General features: G+C 42.3%; 20 protein-coding genes. 7 read left to right on the plus strand and 13 right to left on the minus strand.

The window, feature by feature from the left end; translation table 11 throughout:
- Nucleotides 1-6: 6 nt before the first annotated feature.
- The 4 genes from PNK_RS10275 to PNK_RS10290 all read right to left on the minus strand — a co-directional run bounded on the left by PNK_RS10275 (nucleotide 7) and on the right by PNK_RS10290 (nucleotide 3,500).
- Complete coding sequence (locus tag PNK_RS10275; RefSeq protein ID WP_158021790.1) at nucleotides 7-1,155, minus strand: AI-2E family transporter; 1,149 nt, start codon at nucleotides 1,153-1,155, stop codon at nucleotides 7-9.
- A 204-nt stretch (nucleotides 1,156-1,359) separates the two neighbouring features.
- Nucleotides 1,360-1,818 (minus strand): hypothetical protein, encoded by a 459-nt coding sequence (locus PNK_RS10280; protein WP_059061896.1) that lies wholly within the window; start codon nucleotides 1,816-1,818, stop codon nucleotides 1,360-1,362.
- A gap of 161 nt (nucleotides 1,819-1,979) precedes the next feature.
- Complete coding sequence (locus tag PNK_RS10285; RefSeq protein ID WP_231909244.1) at nucleotides 1,980-2,312, minus strand: tRNA-binding protein; 333 nt, start codon at nucleotides 2,310-2,312, stop codon at nucleotides 1,980-1,982.
- A 60-nt stretch (nucleotides 2,313-2,372) separates the two neighbouring features.
- The gene (locus PNK_RS10290; RefSeq protein ID WP_059061898.1) at nucleotides 2,373-3,500 is read right to left on the minus strand and encodes a branched-chain amino acid transport system II carrier protein; all 1,128 of its coding nucleotides are present in this window, start codon (nucleotides 3,498-3,500) and stop codon (nucleotides 2,373-2,375) included.
- Between the two features lie 500 nt (nucleotides 3,501-4,000).
- Here PNK_RS10290 and PNK_RS10295 point away from each other — a divergent pair, with 500 nt between their 5' ends.
- Together PNK_RS10295 and PNK_RS10300 are read left to right on the plus strand one after the other, a co-directional pair.
- Nucleotides 4,001-4,558 carry a SycD/LcrH family type III secretion system chaperone gene (locus PNK_RS10295; RefSeq protein ID WP_059061899.1) on the plus strand — a complete coding sequence of 186 codons (558 nt, stop codon included), beginning with the start codon at nucleotides 4,001-4,003 and terminating at the stop codon, nucleotides 4,556-4,558.
- A 79-nt stretch (nucleotides 4,559-4,637) separates the two neighbouring features.
- Nucleotides 4,638-6,749, plus strand: a complete 2,112-nt coding sequence (locus tag PNK_RS10300; protein WP_059061901.1) for a hypothetical protein — start codon at nucleotides 4,638-4,640, stop codon at nucleotides 6,747-6,749.
- Between the two features lie 40 nt (nucleotides 6,750-6,789).
- Here PNK_RS10300 and PNK_RS10305 read toward each other — a convergent pair whose 3' ends face one another.
- The 3 genes from PNK_RS10305 to PNK_RS10315 are packed head-to-tail and all read right to left on the minus strand — an operon-like array spanning nucleotide 6,790 to nucleotide 8,077.
- Nucleotides 6,790-7,635, minus strand: coding sequence for an AMP nucleosidase (locus PNK_RS10305; protein ID WP_032123816.1), 846 nt, complete (start codon nucleotides 7,633-7,635; stop codon nucleotides 6,790-6,792).
- Nucleotides 7,636-7,659: 24 nt separating this feature from the next.
- The gene (locus PNK_RS10310; RefSeq protein WP_059061903.1) at nucleotides 7,660-7,887 is read right to left on the minus strand and encodes an SIR2 family protein; all 228 of its coding nucleotides are present in this window, start codon (nucleotides 7,885-7,887) and stop codon (nucleotides 7,660-7,662) included.
- The gene (locus PNK_RS10315; protein ID WP_032124315.1) at nucleotides 7,880-8,077 is read right to left on the minus strand and encodes a hypothetical protein; all 198 of its coding nucleotides are present in this window, start codon (nucleotides 8,075-8,077) and stop codon (nucleotides 7,880-7,882) included. Before PNK_RS10315 ends, PNK_RS10310 begins: the two co-directional genes overlap by 8 nt.
- Nucleotides 8,078-8,377: 300 nt before the next feature.
- Here PNK_RS10315 and efp point away from each other — a divergent pair, with 300 nt between their 5' ends.
- Nucleotides 8,378-8,950 carry an elongation factor P gene (efp, locus tag PNK_RS10320; protein ID WP_032123814.1) on the plus strand — a complete coding sequence of 191 codons (573 nt, stop codon included), beginning with the start codon at nucleotides 8,378-8,380 and terminating at the stop codon, nucleotides 8,948-8,950.
- A 1-nt stretch (nucleotide 8,951) separates the two neighbouring features.
- On the plus strand, nucleotides 8,952-9,905 hold the full coding sequence (gene epmA, locus PNK_RS10325; RefSeq protein WP_032124314.1) for an EF-P lysine aminoacylase EpmA: 954 nt from the start codon (nucleotides 8,952-8,954) through the stop codon (nucleotides 9,903-9,905).
- Here epmA and PNK_RS10330 read toward each other — a convergent pair.
- The 6 genes from PNK_RS10330 to PNK_RS10355 form a co-directional block, all read right to left on the minus strand.
- The gene (locus PNK_RS10330; RefSeq protein ID WP_059061904.1) at nucleotides 9,902-11,500 is read right to left on the minus strand and encodes a hypothetical protein; all 1,599 of its coding nucleotides are present in this window, start codon (nucleotides 11,498-11,500) and stop codon (nucleotides 9,902-9,904) included. The genes epmA and PNK_RS10330 overlap by 4 nt on opposite strands.
- Before the next feature lie 330 nt (nucleotides 11,501-11,830).
- Complete coding sequence (locus tag PNK_RS10335; protein WP_059061907.1) at nucleotides 11,831-13,393, minus strand: hypothetical protein; 1,563 nt, start codon at nucleotides 13,391-13,393, stop codon at nucleotides 11,831-11,833.
- Nucleotides 13,394-13,598: 205 nt separating this feature from the next.
- Entirely contained in the window at nucleotides 13,599-14,162 is a 564-nt protein-coding gene (locus tag PNK_RS10340; RefSeq protein ID WP_059061909.1) for a DUF2231 domain-containing protein, read from the minus strand.
- A 3-nt stretch (nucleotides 14,163-14,165) separates the two neighbouring features.
- The gene (locus PNK_RS10345; protein WP_059061912.1) at nucleotides 14,166-15,800 is read right to left on the minus strand and encodes an NAD+ synthase; all 1,635 of its coding nucleotides are present in this window, start codon (nucleotides 15,798-15,800) and stop codon (nucleotides 14,166-14,168) included.
- Between the two features lie 177 nt (nucleotides 15,801-15,977).
- Nucleotides 15,978-17,318 carry an NADH:ubiquinone reductase (Na(+)-transporting) subunit F gene (gene nqrF / locus PNK_RS10350; protein ID WP_079992903.1) on the minus strand — a complete coding sequence of 447 codons (1,341 nt, stop codon included), beginning with the start codon at nucleotides 17,316-17,318 and terminating at the stop codon, nucleotides 15,978-15,980.
- 145 nt (nucleotides 17,319-17,463) lie between these two features.
- Nucleotides 17,464-17,643 (minus strand): hypothetical protein, encoded by a 180-nt coding sequence (locus tag PNK_RS10355; RefSeq protein WP_059061915.1) that lies wholly within the window; start codon nucleotides 17,641-17,643, stop codon nucleotides 17,464-17,466.
- Nucleotides 17,644-17,890: 247 nt separating this feature from the next.
- Here PNK_RS10355 and PNK_RS10360 point away from each other — a divergent pair, with 247 nt between their 5' ends.
- The 3 genes from PNK_RS10360 (at nucleotide 17,891) to PNK_RS10370 (ending at nucleotide 21,662) form a co-directional block, all read left to right on the plus strand.
- Nucleotides 17,891-18,280, plus strand: coding sequence for a Rid family detoxifying hydrolase (locus PNK_RS10360; protein ID WP_059061918.1), 390 nt, complete (start codon nucleotides 17,891-17,893; stop codon nucleotides 18,278-18,280).
- 108 nt (nucleotides 18,281-18,388) lie between these two features.
- The gene (gene htpG, locus PNK_RS10365) at nucleotides 18,389-20,236 is read left to right on the plus strand and encodes a molecular chaperone HtpG (protein WP_059061919.1); all 1,848 of its coding nucleotides are present in this window, start codon (nucleotides 18,389-18,391) and stop codon (nucleotides 20,234-20,236) included.
- Between the two features lie 172 nt (nucleotides 20,237-20,408).
- Entirely contained in the window at nucleotides 20,409-21,662 is a 1,254-nt protein-coding gene (locus PNK_RS10370; RefSeq protein ID WP_059061921.1) for a purple acid phosphatase family protein, read from the plus strand.
- The last annotated feature ends 55 nt before the right edge of the window (nucleotides 21,663-21,717 follow it).

The raw sequence follows: 21,717 nt of genomic DNA on the forward strand, positions 1-21,717 counted from the left end.
AACTCCTTAAGGATTAGATAATTTCGCTTGTATTCTTGTGTACCGCAGTAGATAGATTTTATACAAATTCTCTGCCAAGACCTTGAAAATGGCATAAAAAGGAGTGGCTAGCAGCAATCCAATCAAACCGTATAAAGAGCCGGCAGCCAATAGCAACAGAATGAGGGTAAGAGGGTGGATTTTGAGCCGCTGTCCCATGATTTGAGGGGAAATAATATTTGATTCAATTTGCTGCACAATGATGAACACCGCAATGACCTTTAGGGTCATGGCAGGACTCTCTGATAAACCGATCAGCATGGCAGGTGTGATGGCCAAAAAAGGGCCTAAGTAGGGAATCGATGTAAGAATCAAAGCCATGATGGAAAGGATGAGGGCATACTTTAAGCCGATGATCATGTAGCCGGCAAACAACATGGATCCTACACTAAAAGAAATCAAAACGAGTCCATTGATATAGTTGGACAATGTCTCATCAATGTTACCCAATATTTTGTGAACCTCCTCCCCAAAATCTCCGGGAAGATGTTGCATAAAGCCTTTTGCAAATAGGTGATCGTCTTTTAGCAAATAAAAGACAATGAAGGGAATAACGGCTAAAATGGTTGCAATGCGGGTGATATACCCCACAATGTCTAAAAGGTTTTGGCTCAAAATAGCTGTTCCATGCTGAATCAAATTGAGCAGCCTTTGCTGAATCTCTCCTTCTAAATTAAATTTCAAACCCGTCCAAAGAACAATGGATTGGGAAGAGTTCTTAAACTTTTCAAGCGTCGTAACAGACGTATTGGCAATCGCTGCAATCTGCGCGGCTAGAATAGGGAAGAGGTAAGCAAAAAAAACGACTAAGGCAATGCCGATTAAGACATAGGTAATCAAAATGCTAAAGAAGCGGGAGATTTTGAATTTTTCAAAAAAATGAACAATGGGCCGCAACAAATAGTAAAAAAGAAAAGAGAAGACGATCGGAATAAATAGAGACGACATAAAATTGACAATCGGCGTCAAGATGGAGGCAACGTGGTAGAAGATCAAAATGATGGTTAAAACGAGCAAGGTTCCAAAGGCATACTTGAAAAATTTACTGTAATACCAAGGAGAGAATACTAGCTTAACATCTCCCTGTTTGCCTGTATCGTCTTTATCCGTAGCCATAATTGACTTCATCTCCACCATCTAGGACTCAGAGGATTAAGCCCCCTCTCGTGATCAGTGCGAAAGAGCTTCAAATGACCTGAGTATTGGATTTAGCGCTGCATTTTCCAAGCGCAAATCCAATACTCAGGGGAATAACCCATAGGCTTACAGTAGCGAAACGCTCCGTTTTTTAGTAAGTTTTCTTTTAAAAATTTAACCATCTCAGAATTTAGAAGACTCGGAACGAAATAGGTTAGCAGCATAAGGCTGCGACATCTTATGATACGTGATCTTCCGGTATTTGCGCTTCGACTCGGTAAATTCTTGGCAAGTGGAGAAATCAATGGTTTCGGCCTCTTTTGTTGCTTCTGGATTAGCCCCATCAATCGAATGCCAGGAAGTATGCAGCCACTCTTTAAAACCAGCCGTAGACATGACTGAGGATTGGCTAAGCTTGCCTTTTCCTGAATAATCCTCTTCGTTCGGCAAAACTTCCTCTATATCAACATCACTATCGCTGTCTGCAAAGGGCAGAGCAGTAAAAATACACTCCATTTCATCGGCTTCATCTATATGAGAGGTGCTAGGGCTGCTTTTTTCGACTGACTCGAGATGGATCCTTTCCTCTTCGGTTAAAGACCAGATAGAGGTGCCATACAATGGAAAGCTCGCAATGTTCATGATGGTATCTTCCTTTGACAAAGGTTATGAGAGAATCGTTTACATAAAAGGAAATTTATTTAAGAGACAAAAGAATTTCATACAAAAGCGGCCCCCTGATAGCAAGCAAAGAATGGGTAAAAGAGCTCTTTTTTTCATCTAAGGCTCTCCTACCATTAAAATCAATGGAGTTTTCCACCATTTGGAACTTGCTTGTCAGGCGCAATTAGTACAATCTGCCCGATCGGATCGCTTAATCCCAATACTAAGACTTCAGATACAAAAGGGCCAATTTGCTTAGGAGCAAAATTGACAACGGCTAAAACTTGCTTGCCGATGAGCTCTTGCAGTTGATAGTGCTGCGTTATTTGTGCGGAAGATCGTTTGATCCCAATCTTCTCGCCAAAATCAATGCGCAGCTGATAAGCAGGTTTACGAGCCTGCGGAAATAGGTCGGCTTGAATAATTGTACCTACGCGTATGTCCACCTTTTCAAACTCTTGATAGGTAATCACGATCGCTCCTCTTGGTTGTTCTTCAATTTGGTCTTCTATCGATTGCTTTAAGCTCCTCTTTTAAGCGTTTTGAGCCTCCTCAGTCAAGAGCTGCAACCGATAAAGGTTTCCATATAAATTAAAGGCCGTGAGGGCAATTAAAACAGGGTAGCAAATCTCCAAAACGGGAGATAAAAACTGCGAAATGCCCTGAAACTCAAAAATTGAAATGCAAAAGGTCAATGCCAACGAACCAATCAAAACGGGAAAATAGCCCAGTCTGTCTTTTAGAATGTCTTTTTTTGTAAACTCAGCAAAAGCTGTAATCAAGGCAATCGCTGTTGTCAAACACGCCAAAACAACTGTTAAGCAAACAATTACCCCCCCTTGCGGCCCTAAAATTTTCAAGGCCAAGGCAGCTAATAGCTGATCGGCTGGAACGCCCGGCATCTCGCTTGCGTGGGAAAAAGCGATGAAACTAAAACCCAGGTAAACGATAGAAAGAAGAAAGGCACCAATTCCACTCGCTTTCAGAATAAACTTCAATCTGTCTTGTGAATTCGCGAGCATGGCCGTCTTTTGCTGGGTAAAGGCGATGATGATCGGCGCAAAAAAAATGGCGGCTAAAAGATCCATCGTATTATACCCTTCTGTCAAGCCATGCCAAAACATCTCACTCCCGCTACTCGATGCAATCGGTGCAGAAGAAGGAGCATAGATCATTCCCAAGACCACAATCAGAGCAAGCAGCCCTAATAAAAGAGGAGTTAATAAATAGCCCAATATGTCCAGTAAGCGACTCTTTTTATAAGCCAATAAAAAGACAGTTAAACAGGAAATGGCACTAAAAAGAGGAAGAGAAGTCTCTGAAAAAGAGAGCTTAAACGTCGAGTAGGCAAGCGCTATGCAGCGGGGGGTCGAACCAAACGGTCCCAAAAGAGCGATGATTAAAAAAGCCAACGCAAGCCCGGGCAAACGCCCTAAGCGGCCAAAAAAAGCTCTAATGTCGCCATTATATAAAAACATGGTTAAAAGGCCAGCAAAGGGCAAAAAAACGGCTGTAATAAGAAGGCCAGCCATTGCATAAGGTGTTTGATCGAGTGCCAGATGGCCTAAGGCTAAGGGAAAAATGATGTTTCCAGCCCCGAAAAACATGGCAAAAATGGCCAGTCCGGTCGCATAAAGGTCGGATTTTTTTAAAATTGTCATCGTAGACTCCGTCTCTGTAAGTATTAATTAGGATAAGAGTAAGGGGGAAATAAAAAATAATGTGCGCTAGCTGCGCACGACGACGACAGTCTGTAAGCAGACACAAGCGCTTGCCAAAGAACAATCAGAGGTGGAAGCGCTTAAAGATGACATGATATTCCATTAAAAATAATTAAACTAATTTTATCTTTTTTTATTATTATCCGCAAGAATTAAATAGAATCAAGGACTCTAATCAATTGCTAAACAGCCATCACCGTGGCTTAAAAAGCAATCAAGGGTAAGATCTTTCTTAAGCCTTTCCTTTATTCGTCCCAAGTTTCCCAATTCCTGCCCTCAATTAAATGGCCCTATTCCTTTTTTCTATTTACGGCAAAAGCTAAATAAAAAATACAAACTCGCAAAAGACTATAAAGATAGTTTAAATTCATTTTATAAATTATAATTATAATAAGAAGATTTAATCGCATGACTCACTTTCAAAACAGGAAGGTAGGACTATGGCGAGGAAAAAAGCTCTTTCAGGCGGTCAAGATAAACAGTCCGTTTTACAGAGAGAACGATTTGAGTCGATAAAGCAGCAGCTCATTTTATATTTGCTGGAACAGGGCATTATTTCGAGAGAATCGCTCCATTTGGACGAAGAAAATGCGAAGAAGCTTTATGAGAGGGCCTATCAATTATATTCGGCGGGTAAGTATCGGGAAGCAAAGGGTTTGTTTGCCATTTTACTCTTACTCGATTCGACCGACTATAATTTTATTTATGGAATGGCAACTTGTTGTTTAATGCTTAAAGAATATGGTGAAGCAGCGCGCGGCTATATTCAGTGCGGCATTGTAGATGCGCAAAATCCAATGCCTTATTTTTACGCAGCTGACTGCTATTTACACAATAACGATTGGATTTCAGCCTGTGTCGCCTTGCGAATTGTCATCAAAAGAGCGCAGGGCAAGCCCGAGTACGTCGAAATAACCCATCGAACCCAACTCACCTTAGATGCTTTAGCGCCTTCAACAAACAAGTCATCCAAACCAGGAGTAGCGCGCACAAGTTGAGTTGCCTTGTAAACAATATTCAATCACCTGACTAACGGCACATACTGCGTCAGATGATCATCAACTGTATGAGGGATCTATGACAATTGACACTAATCCACAGTGGTCAAACCGCTCTGATTCATTTCCGATCGATGAAAAGCTCTCTCCCTTGCCCAAGCCAGATGCTGCTAAAAAATCTGAGCCTATAGATGAAGGGGCTTCTATCATTTCATCGGCCGAAGAGTATGGAACCACACACTCTCTCGATCAGCCTTTTTTAACAGCACCTGGAGAACTTCTTTTCCGTAAACTTCCAATCAAGAAGGACATCGAGAACACCTTCCATGCAGTCGATGAGATCCTGCATGAAAGTCTATCCCTATTGCATACAAAGATTCCCATAGCCAAGCAGGCAAAACAGGGGCCGGAGGCTAGCCTTCACGATAGCAACCAAGACTCTCTTTCAACGTTTTTGAGTACATTGAGCAAAGCTTTAATGCAGCTTAGGCAAACGCAACGAGATATTGAACTATTAGAAGCAAGCGATAGGCGGGCCTTGACCCAGGCTTTATTAAATCTCTCTGAAATTCATGAACCCAGCCTGCTGGGCCTAATGGGAAAAATAGATCTTTTGACTCAGCTCAAAGAGTTGAGAGCAAATGGAATGGAGCTGATTAGTACGGGTCAGCGCATCATTTTAGGCAGAAGACCCGATTTAATGCTTCGACTGCTCCAACAAGGCATCATCCCTTCCTCCGCAGGAGGGGGTCCTTTCGATGGAATGGCGGCAAAAGCCATCGCAGAAAGACTAAAGCCTTACGATAATCCTCTCTTTGCACCCCTGGCTCAAACAATACCCTCTGGATGGGAAGAATTATCGGGAGCCGAAATGGATGGTGTCATTGACCAAGTGCAAGCCTCAATTGATGCAGATCTAAGGCATGTGCCTTTTCTCCAGCCAGTTATTTTTACTCCTCTCATCACGCTAACCATGGCAGGCCTTTCCTTTCCGACGGTTTTTGAGCAACCCTCCCTATTGCAGCTTCTCGACTTGAGAAATCAACTCACTTTTTTGAAATCGAACAATTTCGAACTGCTTAGCAGCGGACCTGGATTAGTATTAGGCCATCATCCGCACATCATGATGCAATTGCTAACTCTTGGCATCACTCCTCCAATCATTGAGGATGGCCCAAACGCTGGAATGGCCAAAAGGCAGGCAGAGGTGAAAGAAGGACCTTATGGCAATCCTCTTTATGCTGCCATGGCTCAATCCCTTCCAAGCGGTTGGGAAGAGCTTTCTGAAAGAGAACTCGATCTAATTATCGCCCAAATAGATGCCAAATTGGACCGCTTTCTAACAAGCAACGGGCCTTCTCTTACAAGAATTGAATCGACATGGGGCCGTAAAAGGGCGAAAGACTTCCAGCCTCTCATCTCCGCCTCTTTGAATGCCCTTTTGTTTCCATCTGTTACACCTCCTATCTTAAGCAACTGGATCGAAAACTTGGAAGCAGAGGAAGCAAACGATTCAGGCACCGACACTCAGCGCTTAAAGAATGAAACACAGCATTTTCAAACGACACCTGGCATTTCAAGGGGATGGATCCGGCCGAATCAAATGCTCGATTTATTATTAATCAAAGTCGTGATCCATCAAGCGCTTGGATTTGCCATGTTCTATCAAACCAATCCTCTCCTCAATCCTTTCGACTTCGGACTGCAAATGCTTAATCGCTGGATTGTTGCTGACTTGGCCAGTTTGATGGTCAACGACTTAGATGAATACGCCAAAGCAGACGCTCTCGAACGCGATCTAATAAAGCAAAGCCTTATTTCTTTTGCATTGATTCTTTCGCTGGCTCATGCACAGCAAACCGCTCCTTCCAACTCCACTGTCAGACAAGTTTTAAAAGCGATTGCAGCTAAGAGCGAAAATTCTGATCACGCCTTGTATGCCAATGCTGCAGATATTCTCGTAGAAGGATGCCAAAGCGATGATCCCAATAAATCTATCAGGCAATTCATTAGAGCGCTGACTGCTAAAATTGAGCAGGATGATGATCAGCTAGAAAAGCTCCGTTTGCTACAAAAGCTTTTGCTAGAAATTATGAAAAAATTGATGCAGCTTCCAAGCATAGCAGGAATAGAACCTATTGAAGCCAATCCTGAAACGACAGATGATAGTGCGTTCTTCCTTCAAGGTTAAAAAGCTGCCAGAAGAGATCTCTTCTGGCAGATACTCATTACTAGTCTGTGATCGTACTTTCAAATCTGCGGCGGCTACCTCTAAAAATCCCTTTAGCTTCATGCTTCAAAGCGATATCTAAAGCATGCATGACTTGGATGCCCTTTTCGACATGCTCACCCGTATAGGTGTTGAAAACATTTTCAGAGCTTTTTTTCGTTTTGATTCCATCGTGATTCAAGGGAAGATCTGAAATCAAAAGCAGTGCACCAAGCGGTAATTTATGGCTATATCCGCCCATAAATAATGTGGCGCATTCCATTTCAATTGCCTGCGGACGGGTTACTTTAAGGCGCGTGCGGAAGTCTTGGTCAAATTCCCAAAAACGCTTATTCGTAGTATGCGTAATACCAATATGATAAGGCGTCTGCGTTTCGTCCAGAACGTTAGTCACAATTTTTTGCACCAAAAAGTTAGCCAAAGACGGAACTTCGGATGGAAAATAGAAGTCAGAGGTCCCCTCTCCTCGAATGCTGGCGATCGGTACAAAGTATTCTCCAATTGTGTAATGTCTGCGCAAACCGCCGCACATGCCCAGCAGAAGGGCCGCTCGAATTGGCAAAAAAGCGCATAAATCAACGACTAAGGCAGCGGCTGGAGAACCGATTTTGAAATCTAAAATCGTCACGCGCTCTTTTGGAGAATGAGCCACTTTGAAGGTCGATCCCTCGATCACAGGAACGTCGCGGCTTTCGGCAAAATAGTGGACATATCTTGAGAAATTTGTCAGCATGACATAGGGTTGAAAATCATCAACTGGTGAACCGGAATAGCGCTCCAACGTATCCCTGGCTATTTTCTCTTGCAAAAGGCGTTCTTCTTCTGTTTGCAGTGTGATATTATTCATAACGATTCCTTCAGGGTAAGTGTCTTAAAATGACTCGTGATTGCCAAATAAAGGTCCAAATGTGGGCTTCGTTTCTTTCGTAACCGTAAAGATATGCTCACAACGGGCGCAGCTCACCTCTTTTTGCAGCGAGGCCATGCCACGCTCATATTTATCGCGATTTTCTATAATATACCCGCATTTCGGGCAACGATAATAGTGCAAAACTAAGTCCCACGTATGATTGCCGTGCTGCTGTCTAGGATCACTCATGCTTGTCTCCAAAAAAATAAATCAGCAAAGTAGCAAGCACTCCTCTTTTTTTAGGCCTCATCCGATGATTTTCGAGTCCCCATCCATTTAAGTCATGCATCTCGCAACCGATGATGCCCTTGCCCGGCTCGACTTGCTCCTTGATGAGAGGCTTGTCAATTGGGTAATCCCTGTAGCGTTTGAACCACATGTATAACCTCGTTTTATTTGACCATTTGCTTTTTACCTTATGAACCAAAGCCAGGTGATAGTCTATTTTTGGCTGGTTATTTAAATGTTTGCCAAACGACAAATCCTTGCTGTTTTTGGAAAATAAGATTTGACTGAAAGTATCCTCAAACCTTTTTTTACTCAACACTCTTTTCACAAGAAACTGTTTATAATGACAATTGGGCAATGGACAAAGCGATGGAATTTCTGGACTTATCAAGCCTTTTTAGAGTATAGTTAGCACTTTATACACCAGATTTAAGAGAAGGATTATGAATCTATGGCACAAATGAGCACTAGTGATATCAGAGGCGGCGTCAAACTCGTCGTTGAAGGTCAGCCTTATACAATTATCAGCAACGAGTTCGTTAAACCAGGTAAAGGGCAAGCCTTTAACCGCATGAGAATGAAACACTTATTAACTGGCCGTGTGATTGAACGCACATTTAAGTCGGGTGAGAAATTAGATTTAGCGGATGTGGCTGAAGAGCAAATGCGCATGCTTTACAAAGAAAGCGATGGCGTCATTTTCATGGATGAAAAAACATTCGAACAAATTAAAATTCCTTTAGAGAGCATCGGTGAAACAATTCAGTGGCTCATGGATGATCATCTTTACGAAGTGATCTTCTACAACGGCAATCCGGTCAACGTTGAGCCTCCAACTTTCATGGACATGGTCATCACCGAAACATCGCCTGGCGTTCGCGGAGACACAGCTTCTGGCCGCGTCATGAAGCCTGCCATTTTAGAAAGCGGTGCAAAAGTTCAGGTGCCTATTTTCGTTGACCAAGGTGAAAAAATTAAGGTTGATACTCGTACTGGCGAATATGTCTCTCGCGTATCCGAGTAAAATGGCCTTGCCCTCCCCCAAAATAGCGCGACTACATGATCGCGCTTTTATGCTTCACAAAGCCCGTGAATTTTTCGCGAAGCGCCATGTCTTAGAAGTCGATTGCCCAAGCTTAAGTGTGCGTGCAGCCATCGATGCCCATATCGACTTAATTCCAGCCACCTATCACGGCACAGCTCGCTGCTACCTTCACTCTTCTCCAGAATACGGCATGAAAAGGCTTTTGGCGGAAGGAATGGGAGATTGCTATCAACTTTCACACGTTTTTCGCGATGGTGAACTGAGTCACAAGCATAATCCCGAGTTTACCATGGCAGAGTGGTACCGCTTGGGCTTTAGTTTGGAAAAGATGATCGCTGAAACGGTCGATTTCATCCGTTTGTTTACGGGCAATCTACCCTACCAGATCATCTCTTACCGAGAGCTCTTTTTAAAAGAGACGGGAATTGACTATTCTAAGGCAACAGAACAAGAACTCTTTGCCTATATCCAAGCCAATAATATTCCCTTTTATGCGTCAATTCAAGAGGAAGGCAAAGATGCACTACTCAATCTAATCCTCGGAACAACAATTGAGCCAACCCTTGGTCAAGACGAACTCTCGGTACTGGCCTATTATCCTGCAAGCCAAGCAGCACTTGCCTGCAAGCAGTGGCATGGAACAGAGCAAGTCGCAGAACGCTTTGAAATCTACTATAAAGGCGTTGAATTGGCCAATGGGTACCATGAACTGACCGACTCAAGTGAGCAAAAAGCGCGCTTTATTGATTCGAATGCAGCAAGGCAAACCCTTGGAAAGGTACCCCTTCCAATCGATGACAACTTTTTACATGCTCTAGAAAAGGGGCTCCCCGACTGCTGCGGCGTAGCCGTCGGCTTCGACCGCCTCATGATGCTGCGCCATCCAGGTACTCAAATTTCCGATGTCATCGCTTGGGGATGGGAAGAAGCCTAAACCATATTCATCTCAATATCTTCACTCTCTTCACCATCCTCCTTATCTAAATTATTTTGATATTTTTCGCATAGACGCCTCAATCTAAAGGCTTGTTTTAGCATATTAGGTATTCTTTTCGGCATTTCGCTGACCTTTTGAGTCGCAGACTTTTTCTTAATAGCTTGGCTGTAAATGGTTTCAATTGCCTGAGCTTGCTTGCTTAATGCATTGCGTACTTTAATACGTTCTTTTTCAGTGATTTCTGTTTCTAGTAAATGAGAATCTACCCATTCATCAAAAATCGCATAAGTACAGATCTCGAAATATTGCGACCTTACCATAGGAGAATACTCGTAATCAATTACTCCTTTAGCTTTTGTTATCAATTGCGACCAATGAAATTCATAAAAGTCTTCAATTGTGGCCCTCTTGTTATAGCTATATCCCATTAATTTCGTAAAAAATTCATGGGTAAATGTTTCACGTTTTAAATGCCCATACGTTATTGGCTTTGCAAACTCTTGATCATCTGAATTGTCATCATCTTCCAAATTAATATCACTTCCTTCGCCAGTGTTAAGAATCGTATAGAAGAACTCTTGCTCTTGATTACACTCTATTTCAATAAGAACTTGATGGGAAGTGGTCCCTGCACAAAAAATCCGTTTATCGCCTACCTTCAGATCCGCTATCATCTTTACTAAATCATGACAAACGTCTCCTAAAACAACCTCAGCTGGTATAGGACAATTACTCAATGACAATTTATAAATCTGATTCAATTTATCTAAGGTAAAGTATTTTCCATCATAAACAAGCTTGAGTAAATCGGAGAAATAGGCTTGCCGAGCATGCGCAGACTTATTTTTTTCCATGTGCGTAATATAGGTTGTTTTCAAAGCAATCTGCTTGGCCTGATTCACCCGTTCGAGTAAAAATTGGACAACCTCTTTGCGAATGCCAGGGACAAGTAAAAGTTCGCTCAGAATGCGAGAATAGCTGATGGCTGCATGCAGCTCATCACTCCCACCTAATGTATTTGAACCTGCAATTTCAACATCCTCTTCACCAAATTTATCGGCTAATAAATGAAAAATTTCTACTTGCTTAACCTTGGCTTGCCGCAAGCTTTTCGTTTCCCCATTCAAACTAGTTTCCACCGAATGATAATAGCTATTCCAAGCATCAAAGGATCCAAAAGGTAACCGATAAGAGCCGATCAAACCTGAAACGAGCTTTTGAATACGAGTCTTTAAGGCAGGAAGAGTGTCATCTAGCTTTCTCAATACACACTCTTTCTTTTTTACAGGATAAGAGATGACTGGATGCATGAACTCTCGAATCGCCTGCACTTTTTGTTCGATTTTCCCGAGCAAGATAATTCGCCCAATACACATTCCTAAAAAGTTTTCTGATTGATAAAGAGGCGCACTTGATAAATGCTCGATCATGAGGGGGATCATTAACAAAGCTTGATCTAAATCTGTTTTTGTTTTGTTTTCAAATTTTCTCTCAAATTCTAAACAATATTCCACCCTATTCAAATGATCCATAATGGATTTAGCTGTATTATTAAAACATTCGCCTTCTACAACTGAAACTAAATAATTCATTAACAAAACCATGTTTAAATTAAAATAATAATAAATTTATACAGGTTTTTATTGTTATTTTGTTAAGTGATTATTATTTTCATTTAAATTCAAAGTAAATATCAAAAAACTAAAGATTAAATTAATATCCAATTAAAACCTGGCTTAAAGACTTATGTCTGAATGGGAAGGCATTGAAGCAATAATCTGTTAAATGAAGGCGATTAATGATAACTATTACGCTTCAAGATGATGGAGCTGCTTTAAATCTGCGGGAAGGGAACTTCACCTAACCGTTAGCCTGATTCTGATTGAAAGAACCAGACTAAACCTGTGGTGTAAAGTTCTTGATTATTTAGACTGTTCAAAAGCCTGAATCGTGGTGCGTCTTTGTTCGAGCTCTTTTAACTGCGATCCATCAGCCAGCTTGGCTTGGTAAATTTCATAGAGATCCTTTAATTGAAGAGCTTTTTTGAGCAAATAGTCCGATTCGCTTGAGTCAGCGCTCTTCCATACTTTTTTTTGCAAGAAGTCAATAACCTGATTTTGTTTCTCTAAAGCCGTTTGGACTTTAGTTTTTTCTTTTTTGATAATCTCTGAGGGTGTTAGATAGGAATCTATCCACGCATCAAAGGTATTATAGGCACAGGTGCCGAGCGGAGTCGATCGAATCAGCTCAGCGCTTTCACAATCGATATATCCCACCTCTTTAAATCTTTCTAAATGAAAAGCATAAAATGATTCGATCGTCGTCTCTTTGTCTATGCTAAATTTGAGCAATTTTTCAATAAAGTCGTAGGTAAAGACATCTCGACTCAATCCTCTAAATCTCACTGGACGTACAAATGTTTCCAATGCCCCAGATAAACGCATAAAAAGATCACTTCCCTCTCCCGTGTTGAAAAGAGTATAGACAATCTCATCCTCTTCACTACGCTCCACTTGGGCAAGGACGAAGTGATCTTTTGTTCCAGCGCAAAAAATGCCCTTATCTCCTTTAGCAATTCCCTTAATCATATCCAAGACATCATGACAGATCTCATTCAAAATCACCCATTCGACTACAGGACACTCAAACGTGGCTAGCTGATAAAAGCGGTAGAAATCTTCCACTGGCTTTCTTTGTTCAAGTACGTCGAGTAAATCTGCAAAATAAGTTTGTTGAGCATCCAAGGAATTATTTTTTTCCATCGTCAAAAAAAAGCATGTCTTAAGAGCTGTAGCCTTGACCCACATGATGCGGTCGAGTAAAAACTTGAAAAGCTCTTTGCGTTCTAAAGAGGCCGATAAATAAAGCTCGTGAAGGATTTTTGCATAGCTCAATGCACCTTTAAACTCAGAACTCCCCCCAAAGCACAGCTCTAATTCGCTCTTTTCCAATAGATCATCTTCATCCAGACGATCTGCTAATAAGTGATAAGCGAAACGAAGTTTGACTGTCGCCTGGTAAAGGTCCTCTATTTCCCCTTCTAGCTCACTTTCAATCTCAGCGTGATATTCAATCAATGCATTGATGGAGTAAAACGGCAAACGATTGGCGCTTTTAAGATGAGCCACAATCGTTTCTTGACATTCACTCAAAAAAAATAGCGGCAAATTTGGCAATAGAGCGCTCTGAGTTGCGGGGCAAATCCGTCCCATAATGGCATTCGCTTTTCTTTCCAATTCCCTCACTGCAACCACATGTCTTATACTCTTAACCGCGTTCTTTTGCGCAGTCGCAACCAAATAAGGCTTGGCATTGGCAATGAAAACTTTCGTTTTACCCAACATTTCATTAAATAATGTGCATAAAAAAGGAAAAGATTCCCTATTAGAAATTAAAGACTGCTCAAAAGAATGGAAATTGCTTAAATAGCGACCAGCTTCGCAATTAAAATAGTCATCCATTGTTTGCGTAAAACTTATCATCATTATAAAAATCTTTTATTTAAATAAACTTTAAATTATCAATAATACTAAAAACAAAAAAAGCAATGCGTTAATTAAAAAAATAGAGTTATTTAAAATCAAGATGAAATAAATAAAGAAATAATATGACAAGAATAGCGGCAGAGCTGCGGCTTAAGACCCTGATCAAAATCAGGGCTTAGGGATCAGCAGGGTCTTATTGGCTTGTCTAAAGCGGGAAGCCAAAAGCCAGAATGCCACCGAACAGACCGGTTAAATTGACAACGAGAAAAGCAAAAAACAAGCAGGTATAATAAGACTTTAAGCTTTCGCTTTTGCCGCGTGCATAGTGTTCGCGAAGCGTTGCAGCCCAAAGGGCGAGAATGGCCGTGACGACTCCAAAGTAGCGGTGCCAAGCATAGATATCGTTCATCGATCCCTCGTAGAACTGTCCAAATCCCAAAGCAAAGCCAAACAGAGCTGTAATGGGGGCGAGGATGGCAGCTGCCGTAATCATAAAGCGAGCTGCATGGTCGAATAAGAAACTGTCATGCCAAAAAAAGAGGATCTCAGCCACGACTGTCATAATGATTAAGGCAATGGGAAAATGAAGAAAGACAAGATGGAGATGTCCGAGCCATAAAATCCATCCAATCAATCCTCCCTCATGCAGGTTCATGGTTGTTTCTGGAGCTGATAGCATTAATGCATCAGCATGCTGATGTCCTTCATGGGAAAAGAGGACTGCGCTGCACAAAAGAAACAAGCTGATAAAATAGAATTTAAACTTCATGATTTACATCCATCTTTGTACGATTGGAAAGCGTCTCCCGACAGAAAAGGCTTTTTCCGATACGCGAAGACCTGGAGGAGCCTGCCTCCGTTTATATTCATTATTGTGGATTTTTTTAATCAGCTCTTCTACAAGAGGCAAGGGATACTGAAAGTGATCTGCAATCCATTGAGGAGAGCGATGATCTTCAACATAAGCTTGTAGAACGTGATCGACAATGGCATAATCGGGAAGGGAGTCGGAATCTTTTTGGTCATGACGCAGCTCGGCAGAGGGAGGGCGGCGGATGGTATTCCAAGGAATGATCTCTTCATGGCGATTAATCCACTCGGCCAAGGCATAAATTTGCTGCTTTGTCACATCACTGAGGACAGCTAAGCCCCCGCACATATCACCATATAGAGTGGAATATCCCATGGCAAATTCGCTTTTATTACTGGTGCTCAAGACGATATAGCCAAATTTATTGGAAAAAGCCATGAGCAGCATTCCCCGGATGCGGGCCTGTAAATTTTCTTCAGTGATATCCTCAGCCTGCCCGGCAAACTCTGGTTTGAGAAGCTCTAGATAACTTTCAAAAGGAGATTCTATGGAAACCTCCTTATAGTTTATTCCGAGCCTCTTGGCAAGAAGAGCGGCATCTCTTGCACTGTCAGGAGAAGAATAGCGCGAAGGCATGCAGACAGCCAGCACATTTTCTGGCCCTAAGGCTTCGGCTGCAAGGCAAGCCACAAGCGCAGAATCAATCCCACCAGAGAGTCCAAGACATGCTTTTTTAAATCCAAGTTTTTTAAAATAATCGTGCATCCCAAGTACAAGGGCATGATAGAGATCGTTTAAGACGTGGTGATCGACGTGAAGCTGCCCAGCATCCGGCTTGGCAAGATCAATAAGTAAATCATCCTCTTTAAATCCCTTAGCACACTGGATGAGGCCTCGCTCATTGACAAACACGCTATAGCCATCAAAAATTAAACTGTCATTGCCGCCGACTTGATTGCAAAGGATAACTGGGCAATGGAGGGTCTTTGCAGCCGTTAAACAGACTTGTAAACGGGTATGAAACTTAGAAACGCTGTAGGGAGATGCCGATAAATTGAGCAGTAGTGAAGGATTTTGCCCTTGAAACTCGAGAATCGGATCCCTGCGATAATGAGTCGATTGCAAAAAACCGCTATGCTGCCAAAGATCCTCGCAAATAGTAATTGCCACCTTATGGCCCTGTAGAGTCCAAATTTTAGAAGGTTCACCTGGTTCAAAATAGCGCCTCTCATCAAAAACATCATAGGTTGGCAATAGCGCCTTATCGACATAACCGAGCAGCTGTTGGTCCTGAATAATAGCAGCGCTATTGTACAAAATTTTTTCCATATGATGAGGATTGCGCCTAGGCAAACCAACAATAACGCAAACACCGCTCGAAGCCGAAACAATGTGATTCAAATGCGTTTCAACAGCTTCCATAAAGTGAGGAAGCAAAAGAAAATCTTCTGGAGGATAGCCGCTTAAAGCAAGCTCTGGCAAGAGGATTAAATTAGCTCCTTGCCTGCGCCCCCTTTCAATAGCTTGTAAAATGCGCTGAGTATTACCTGCCAGATCTGCAATGGTTGGATTAATTTGTGCGACTAAAATACGCATAGATAAATGAGTACCGCTTTACTTTTGCTCTAAATATAAGATTAAGCCCTAACAGCCATCCTGTCAATCTATCGTTTTGAGGTCGACATATCTGTGTATGCTAAAAATTGAAATAAAAAAAGCATGAACCCTATTCACTTAAATAGGATTCATGCACCTTTTGACAAAAAGGACAATCTAACTACCAAAGTCATCCAAGATGATGTTTTCGCGAGGAACGCCATAATCATCTAAAAGCTTCAGTATACTCTTGTTGTGCATAGGAGGTCCGCACACATAAAAAAGACTTTCTTCCGGATAATCCATCTTCTTGAGCTGCCCCTCTTCAAAAGCTCTGAAAAGGAAATTCGTTTTAACTGGATCTTTCGCAGGCCACCCAGCAGCCAGATCCTCTGGCAGGGGCTCGGATAGAACAAGCTTATAGCTGAAGTTAGGATGCTTGGCTTGCAGCTCTTCATATTCTTTTTGATAAATATTTTCTTTTAAAGAGCGTGCCCCATACCACATCGAGAGTTTGCGGTGTGTGTTTTCCGTATTAAATAGATGAAGGATATGGCTGCGGCCAAATGAAGAGCCTGCCCCTCCGATTAAGAAAACTAATTCACGGTCATCATTAATCATAAAGGATTCCCCATAAGGGCCGGATAAACGCAGCTTGTCTCCCGGTTTTAACCCGAAGGTATAGGACGAACAGATTCCCCAAGGCACATCATCGCGAATCTTTCCATTGATAAAAGGGGGAGTTGCAATGCGGATATTGAAAATAAGTTTTCGCCCCTCGGCCGGATAAGAGGCCATCGAATACGCTCGAATCGTTTCATTGGGACTTGCAGGCAAATTGGAAAAATCCAACTCTTTGCCAAAAAGGCCATATTTTTCCCAATCCTGGTAGAATTTGGGATCCATCGTTGCTTTCCAATCTTCCGTATTGGTTTTAAAAGGAGGAACGTGAAACTGTAAATACCCTCCCGATCGGTAAGGAACTTCTGCTCCTTCCGGGATTTCAACAATCAATTCTTTAATGAAAGTTGCCACATTCTCATTACTCAAAACCGTTGCCGTCCATTCCTTAACACCTAAGGCATGTTCATCAACATGGACGTGTATATCTCCTTTAACCTTCGATTGACAAGACAGGCGCCATCCCTCTTTGAGCTGCTTTTTTGAAAAAGTGTCAATATCTGTCTGTAGAGGAACGCTTGCACCATCGACGATTTGCACCTTGCACTGCTTACAAGTCGCCTTACCGCCACATGGGCTCGGAATAGGGATGCCATGCGAGGTCAAAGCATTGAGGAGCGTTCCGCCACCTTGTGTATGAATCGTAAGTGCATCGTCTTCATTAATTTTAATCGTACACATGTCAGAGGTGACAAACTTCGCTTTGGTAAAAAGAATCAAAGCCGCTAACCCAACACCAATGACAATAAAAGCTGCAATTGCATACAAACTCAATAGGGGGTCGAATCCTCCCACTTCACCTAAAATAATATACGGTAGAAAAGTCTGATGTACCATGGCAGCCCTGTAGCAAAAAATTACTTTTCAAAAGATTTTTTTTGATTGTGTCTCTGGTATACCCCTCTCTTATTTTCCCAGCAATAGAAATGGTTAAGCCATCTCAATGAAACATCCAATAACTGGTTAAAAAAGAAAGAGTTGCTTATTTTGATAAAGGAGGAGCCATTGGAAGCGGCTGCTCAGCTTTATCTTCATAAGGCATATTTTTTCCATTCTCATGACCTGTTTCCGCCAAGAAATAAAATAACGCAATCACGGCTATGATTACTAATATGCCAATCGCTATCACTGCAGAACTTCCCAAGCCATTTCCGTTAGCCATTAGATCTCCCTTATACCCTCATGAAAGCGGTATACTTAATAATTGATTTGACTCTTGATTGAAGCTGTAAAATTAGTCCTCAGAAAACACAGCTTATTCCCTGTTTCGACACCTTAAGCACTCTTTTCTTATCAGGAATCTCTACTCTATGCAAATATTTCCATACAAAATCCTTAAAAAACTCCCTTCCAAAATGCTAAACACTTTAGAATGTTCCTCATAAAACCCATTTAACTAGGAGTGATTGATGGCTAATTTTAAAAAAATTGAAACCATGCATGCCCCTCAAACCATCGGACCTTACTCACAAGCAGTATTAGCCGATAAACACCTTTACGTTTCGGGCCAACTTCCAATCGATCCAGCAACGGGCAAACTCGAAAAGGCGGATATTCGCTTGCAAGTCGAACGGGTATTGAGCAATTTAGAAGCAATTCTTAAAACTGCTGATTGTACCTTTCAAGATGTGGTTCGCTGCGATGTCTTTTTAAAAGACTTAAATGATTTTGCCGTTGTCAATGAAGCTTATGGCAAATGCTTTACCCAACCCATACCACCGGCAAGGCAAACAATTCAAGTTGCCCGCCTTCCCTTAGATGCCTTGGTAGAAATTTCCTGCATTGCCATTAAGGCCTGACTCCTAATTGATGGGGCTTTGCAACTGATTGTTTGATTAAACGCACAGTTGCTCCTCTATTTAAAAATGATTAAATCCAAAAATTGTTAACTAGAATAGGTATAGAGAATGGAAAAAGGATCTCTTCAAATCCACAGCGAAAACATTTTACCCATTATTAAAAAATGGCTGTATTCAGACAAAGACATCTATGTGCGTGAACTCGTCTCCAATGCTTGTGACGCCATTCAAAAAGTCAAGATCCTGCGCGATCAAGGCCTTGTTGAAGTCAAAGATGAGGATTTCCGCATCGACATCCAAATCAACAAAGAGGCCCATACCCTAACGTTTACTGACAACGGAATCGGGATGGATGCTGAAGAAGTTAAAAAATATATCGCCCAAATTGCCTTTTCTGGTGCAGAAGAGTTTTTGAGCAATTACCAGTCTAACAATGAAAATGACCAAATCATCGGCCACTTTGGCTTAGGATTTTATTCTGCTTACATGGTCGCAGACAAGGTCGAAATCAATACCCTATCCTATAAGCCGGATTCTGAACCAGTCTTGTGGACTTGCGATGGTTCGTCAGACTATGAGCTCGATCGTGGCACGCGTGAAACAAGAGGAACTGAAATCACGCTTTTCATTGGTAAAGAACACGACGAATGCCTGGATCCAGAACTCATTGGAAAAATTCTTACTCACTACTGTTCCTTCCTTCCCTACCCCATCTACCTCGATGGCAAACGAATCAATGAATACGAACCGCTATGGATTAAGCCAGCATCCGAATGTACGAAAGAAGACTATCTCAAATTTTATCATGAGCTTTTCCCATTAGAAGAAGATCCGCTTTTTTGGGTTCATCTAAACGTTGACTATCCTTTCCGCTTAAAAGGGATTCTCTACTTCCCCAAAATACGGCGCGATTTCGATATGAACAAGAGCAGCGTCAGCCTGTATTGCAATCGGGTCTTTGTATCAGACACCTGCAAAGATTTAATCCCTAACTATTTGACCGTTTTAAAAGGGGTCATCGACAGCCCGGATATCCCTTTGAATGTATCTAGAAGCTACTTACAAATGGACCGCACTGTAAGGCAGCTTGCGAACCACATCTCGAAAAAGGTATCGGATAGCTTGGCAAGCCTCTATAAAACAGATAGAGAACGCTTTATTCAAGCCTGGCAAGACAGCTCTCTCATTGTCAAATTGGGTATTCTAGAAGACGAAAAATTCTACGAACGCGCCAAGGAATTCTTGATTTGGAAAAATACAGATAAAGAGTGGACGACAATTGCCGACTACTTAGATCGCAATCAAGAAAAAGCAAAAAATAAAATTTTCTATACGATCGATGAAAAGCATGCCGCTCATGTCCTGGACATTTACCGCAAGCAAGGGATTGAAATTTTATGCGCCAATACTCCCCTCGATCCCTATCTCATCAATTTCCTAGAAACCAAACTGAGCCCTGTCTCGTTCCAGCGCATTGACGCCGAAGTGCATGACAACATCGTCGATAAGAGCCGCGAGAAAACAGTCTTAGACGCCGAAGGAAAAACTGAGGCTGTCAAATTGGAAGATTTTGTGCGCTCCAAACTGAATGACGAAACAGTTGACGTCCAGGCTAAAAGCTTGGCCTCCGATGCTTTACCGGGTTTCATTTTAATCGATGAAAAGCAAAGAAGAATGCGCGAATACATGATGCGTTTAGATCCGGAAGAGAGAAACCTGCAGATGGATCTATTCAACAAGAAAACGTTTGTCATCAACACAAATAACTCTTTGGTTGAATCAATTGAAAAACTCGATCGCAAGAACCCAGAGCTAGCTAAAGAACTCATTCAGGAAGTCTATGAGCTTGCGCTCCTCTCTCAAAGAGAAATGGATCCCCATGCTTTGCATGAGTTCATCAACCGCAGCAACCGCGTTCTAGAAGCATTAACCAAAGAAGCTCTCAAGAACTTGTAAACGCTCTCTTTTAAGGCAAAGGGCAAACGCCCTTTGCCTTCTTTGTTTTACTTTACTTCGGTATAATCCCTTCATGTGCTATTATTTTACGGTTTAAGAATCTCCCTTTATGCTCGCATTGCAATTCGCGATACGGGATTTTTCCGCGGAACGTAAGGGAAAAGGAATGCATATGTTCATTAGATTTTATCGCTCATTTGTTTGCCTCTTTTTTTGCTTAGCCTACTCTCTTTGCCAAGCAGACCTGGCCTCCGATACTGTTTATCTAACCTGGCAAAAAGACCCCACAACCACCATGACCGTTCAATGGGTGAGTGCAACGAGTGATAAGGACAGCCGCCTGCTTTATCGGGCAAGGCATGAAACGAATTGGCAAGAAGTCGAAGGCTCCTGGCTTAATTTTCCACAAACGTCTCAATACCTCATTCACCGGATCGAACTGACGAATTTAGAGCCCGATACCGATTATCTATTCAAATTGTTGCATGATGACAAAACCTATCTTTTCCGTACCATGCAGTCTTCTCTGCTTCGCCCTCTTCGCTTCGTTGTGGGCGGTGATATGTATCACGATGGAATCGATTTGATGATTGAAATGTGCCAACAAGCAGCAAAAGTCAATCCATCCTTTGCACTCGTGGGCGGCGACATTGCCTATTCGGTAGGATCGATCCACCTTCCTTTTCAAAAAATTAACCGCTGGATCGAGTGGCTCCAAGCTTGGCATCGCTCCATGGTTACACCGGAAGGACGCCTCATTCCAATCATTGCAGCAATCGGGAACCATGACCTGGCAGGCCACTTCGGCCAAACGCCCGACCAGGCAAAAATTTTCAGTTCCCTTTTCCCCATGCCAGGCGAAAGTATTTACAACGTTTTGGATTTTAGCTCTTATTTAAGCCTCTTGATTCTCGATTCAGGCCACGCCAATCCCATTGCCGGCAATCAAGCCAGCTGGATCAAAAGCGCGCTCGACACAAGGCAGCACATGCAGCACCGCTTCGCCATGTATCATGTACCCGCATATCCATCCATACGCGACTTTAATAATCCCCACAGCAAAGCCATCCGCCTTCATTGGGTGCCTGCATTCGAAAACGGCAATCTCCACGCCGCTTTTGAACACCACGACCACGCTTACAAAAGAAGCCACCCTCTTTTAAATAATGTCATTCATCCAAAAGGGGTCCTTTACTTAGGGGATGGAGCATGGGGCATTGAAAAAGTACGCAAAATGAAGAGCAAAAAGCAGCCTTTTTATCTGGCCAAGTTTGCCTCGGCTCGCCATGTGATTGTCGTTACCCTTCAACCGGCTGAGCAACATTTCATGTGCGTGGATCATCAAGGGCACATGATTGACGAATATAACCGCTCGCTACTTCCCGCAAAGGAAAGCGAGCAACAAGACTTGCAAGAGGTTCGCTAAGGCCCTAGTGAATGCCTATATACTCACCTAGATGGAGGTTGCGGGACGGAACGGA

It is taken from the genome of Candidatus Protochlamydia naegleriophila, assembly GCF_001499655.1.
GTDB classification, from domain to species: domain Bacteria; phylum Chlamydiota; class Chlamydiia; order Chlamydiales; family Parachlamydiaceae; genus Protochlamydia; species Protochlamydia naegleriophila.